At 45.2% G+C, this 3,226-nt stretch carries 3 protein-coding genes and 1 pseudogene; all 4 read right to left on the bottom strand.

What is annotated here, in order from left to right; translation table 11 throughout:
* Positions 1-382: 382 nt before the first annotated feature.
* Positions 383-862, bottom strand: coding sequence for an anthrone oxygenase family protein (locus tag NDA02_RS28155; RefSeq protein WP_190794912.1), 480 nt, complete (start codon positions 860-862; stop codon positions 383-385).
* 568 nt (positions 863-1,430) lie between these two features.
* On the bottom strand, positions 1,431-1,895 hold the full coding sequence (locus NDA02_RS28150) for a GNAT family N-acetyltransferase (protein WP_190794911.1): 465 nt from the start codon (positions 1,893-1,895) through the stop codon (positions 1,431-1,433).
* A gap of 179 nt (positions 1,896-2,074) precedes the next feature.
* Positions 2,075-2,503 carry a hypothetical protein gene (locus NDA02_RS28145; protein WP_348250060.1) on the bottom strand — a complete coding sequence of 143 codons (429 nt, stop codon included), beginning with the start codon at positions 2,501-2,503 and terminating at the stop codon, positions 2,075-2,077.
* Between the two features lie 564 nt (positions 2,504-3,067).
* A pseudogene (locus NDA02_RS28140) lies at positions 3,068-3,226 on the bottom strand (IS6 family transposase); the annotation flags it as partial.

Here is a 3,226-nt window from a genome sequence, read left to right as displayed (position 1 = left end):
TCCTCCAATTCTCATCCAGCTAAAAAGGCTTGTGTCACTTTAGCTTGAGTCGATGAAAGTTGAAGCAGATAGAGGCTTCCAGACAAATTCACCCAGAGAGCAAAACCCGCAACCAGTTGGTAGACATCGGAGGGTAGGAAGGAGCGCGTAGTCCCGCTTACCTTACCATTCCCTGGTTTTTGCAACACAATCAGAGCGAGAGCGTTCATTACGTAGACTCGAATCAAGATGCAATAAATGTGTTATACCTTTTTCCTAAATCATCACCTCCTCAGGTTACGAAAATGCTCTAGACTAAGCTATCAAATTCCTGTAGGACTATCACCTTCTTGAAATCAGATTTAATTTTTCACTCATTCTCTTTCAATTCAAAAAGCTGGATCTATTTCATCAATGCGATCGTGAATAATGCTGCTGCGACGAGTGAGGCAATTGTTCGTACATGGTTCCAGAAAGTCCAGTTTATTAGGTAGTTTGCCCAGAGGCTCCCGCCCTCGCTGCTGCCGGGTTTGACGATTGCTAGGGCATCATTCAGCGGCACGTTGAACATAATGGTCACGCCAAAACTGCCTACCAGATAAAACAAACTAGCAATTAGCACATAGCTTTCCGGCTGAGTCCATCTCAGTGCCGAGGCAACCGCCATAACCAGGCAAGTGACAGCCGTTCCCAGGAAAGCCGCCATAAACCACGGGTTAATCACCGCAGTATTAATGGCTTGCATCGCGGCAATTCCTTCTGCTGAAGGACGTTGAGCCAGTGCCCGCATGACGAAAGTTGAAAAGGCAAAAAACACGCCTGCGATCAGCCCACAGCCTAGTACTGAGAATAACTTTAGGGTGAACAGCCATTGATGTGACATTCTGTAAAACCTCCTTCTGTCCTCAACACGACTTTATCTTCCAGCTTAAGGAAACCATAGATTTCTTGACTATCAACATCTTGTGCAACTATCAAAATCTTGCGATGAGTTTTCACAACAGAGGCTGGGATGAGATAAAAATGAAAACAATCAAGATGATACGAGTTTGGTTAGCACCGTGAAATTCTCGATAGAAAATCAGGCTGAATCAAACTTCTTGCCGATCTGCAACACTTGTGAGGGAGCCAGGTGAAACGATCGTTGATTGTCGAGCCATAATTTGAAATTAAACGGGATATTTTAGGGTAGTTCACCCAGAGGTAGCCTGCATAAATCCTTCAACAGGTTAGAGAGAATTGATGGATGAACGCAACTTCTGGGGAGCGAACGATCAAACAGTCAAGCGCAAAGTGAATCGGAAGAACGGGAGCAGCAATTTTTTGTAAAGCTGAAAGTCAAATATTACAAATAAAAAAAGAGGGCTGCCTTGGTAGAGACAGGGCGATCGGCAGTAGTTGGCTTGCAACGGGTCACCAAACCTTTTGCAGTAAGGGCATTTGGTCGAGCACTACTGATAGTTGGGATAGTGCAAAATCTGCAGGGGCAATCGAAATAACCCTGCTACAAACTCAGAAATGCCATATTTGCGCTTCAGTGATTGCGGCAAGTCCTGCCAAGCAACAGGTACAAATCCCAGTCGCTGATAAAAGTTCACCAAGCGCTCACCCAAACATTCCAAGTACAGCGGCTGATTGGCTTGCTGTCGTAAATGCTGGCTCAGAAGCGTCCCCAGGCCTTTATTGCGCCAATTCTTTGACACTACCAAACTACCCAGCTCTTGGGCTCCTGGAAACGTGCGCAGTTGGGCACAGGCAATGACTTTCTCTCTGCACTCAATGACCCAAAACTGCTGCCAGCGAAGTTGGGTTGGATCAAGCAAAGCACCGATAACCAAACGACGAATTGTCCATGCGTCTTCTTGTCTTGCCGGACGTAGTACACAACCATCCGGCAATTGAGCAGGTCCACTCATGACTTCTTCCAGAATTTGACAAACCGGGTTGATGAGAGTGTGGGTAGATTTCTTACCTAGAGTAATCTCCCACTGCTACTTCAAGTTTGGAAAATTGAATGCATCCACGGAAAATGGTGGTCCATTCATCCTGACCTCGTTCGGATGGTACGATATCCACGTGTCATCTGAAATTTACTCTACTTCTTCTTGCTTCCTCGGCCTGTAGTAGCAGTAGTGCGCTTAGAAGCTGGCTTTGTTTTTGCAGCCGTCTTTTCTTGAGCAGTTGCCCGTCTGCCTCTTCGCTTTGGAGCAGCAGGTGCTGATATTTCAGCTGCTTCCGCCTGCTCAGCCGGAACGGAAACCGTTGAAGGAGATTCTACTTCGGAAGAACGAGGAATTGCACTCACTTCAGCTTCAGTTAGAGCAGTAGGCTCCACTTTTGCTTTACGGCTCCGACGTTGCTTTACACCCTGGTTCTTCTTGTTCTGAGTGACGTAGGATTTGAGCGAGGAAGTAGAAATAGCAATGCCATTGTCCTTCAGGATTCCAGCAATTTCTTCATAGCTGTATCCCCGATCGAGGGCAGTCGAAATCGGCTGGCTTAGCTTTGAAATTGCTTCTCGCAAAGAGTACGTTTCTTTGGGTCTTTCTGGCAGTGAACTTAGGTCTTCAGATAGAAGCGCAATTGAAGAGGGAAGGACAGCAGAAAATTTAGCACGCGGCATAATTCAACAATAAAATGATTGCTACTTCTAAGATTAACTTAAACCTGCATTCACGCCTAAGTGATTAATACCGCTGACGAGGTGAAACAGGTGAAATTCCTCAAAAATTTGCTTCAATCGATCGAGTGACGGAACAAAATTTGCGAAAGCGGGTTGTTTAGATTAAGGAATCCACGCTTGAGAATTGAAAGAGGCTCTAAATTTTCGTTGTAGAACCCCTGCACCAACGAACGGCGTAATTTTAAGACGCTTAGAAAACAGATGGGAGACTGTACCAGATTACTCTGATTCAGGTTGGACGGTCGCAACCAAGATACCGAGAACTTGGTCTACTTCGCTGATGAAATAAAATCACAGGTGCCATTTAATCCATGCGTCAAATCCGCATTAAACTCGACCCTCCAAAACAAACGGTTCTGTCGCAAGAATTTTTAACGCTGAATAATCTACATCATTCGCTCTGTTCTATGCAGCAATTCCAAAGATTGATTCAATAAACCTTACTTGAGACACACTATCCCCTTGTTCTATCCCTTTCACTTGTCCTTTTCTAATCATGTTCATCGCTTCAATTCCTCTCAAGGTTCTTCTAGCACTATTAAAGGACTTGAATCCCATCATCGA

The organism is Leptolyngbya sp. ST-U4 (assembly GCF_039962215.1).
Lineage (GTDB): Bacteria > Cyanobacteriota > Cyanobacteriia > Elainellales > Elainellaceae > Leptolyngbya_A.
This window is presented reverse-complemented; position numbering and strand designations above follow the sequence as displayed.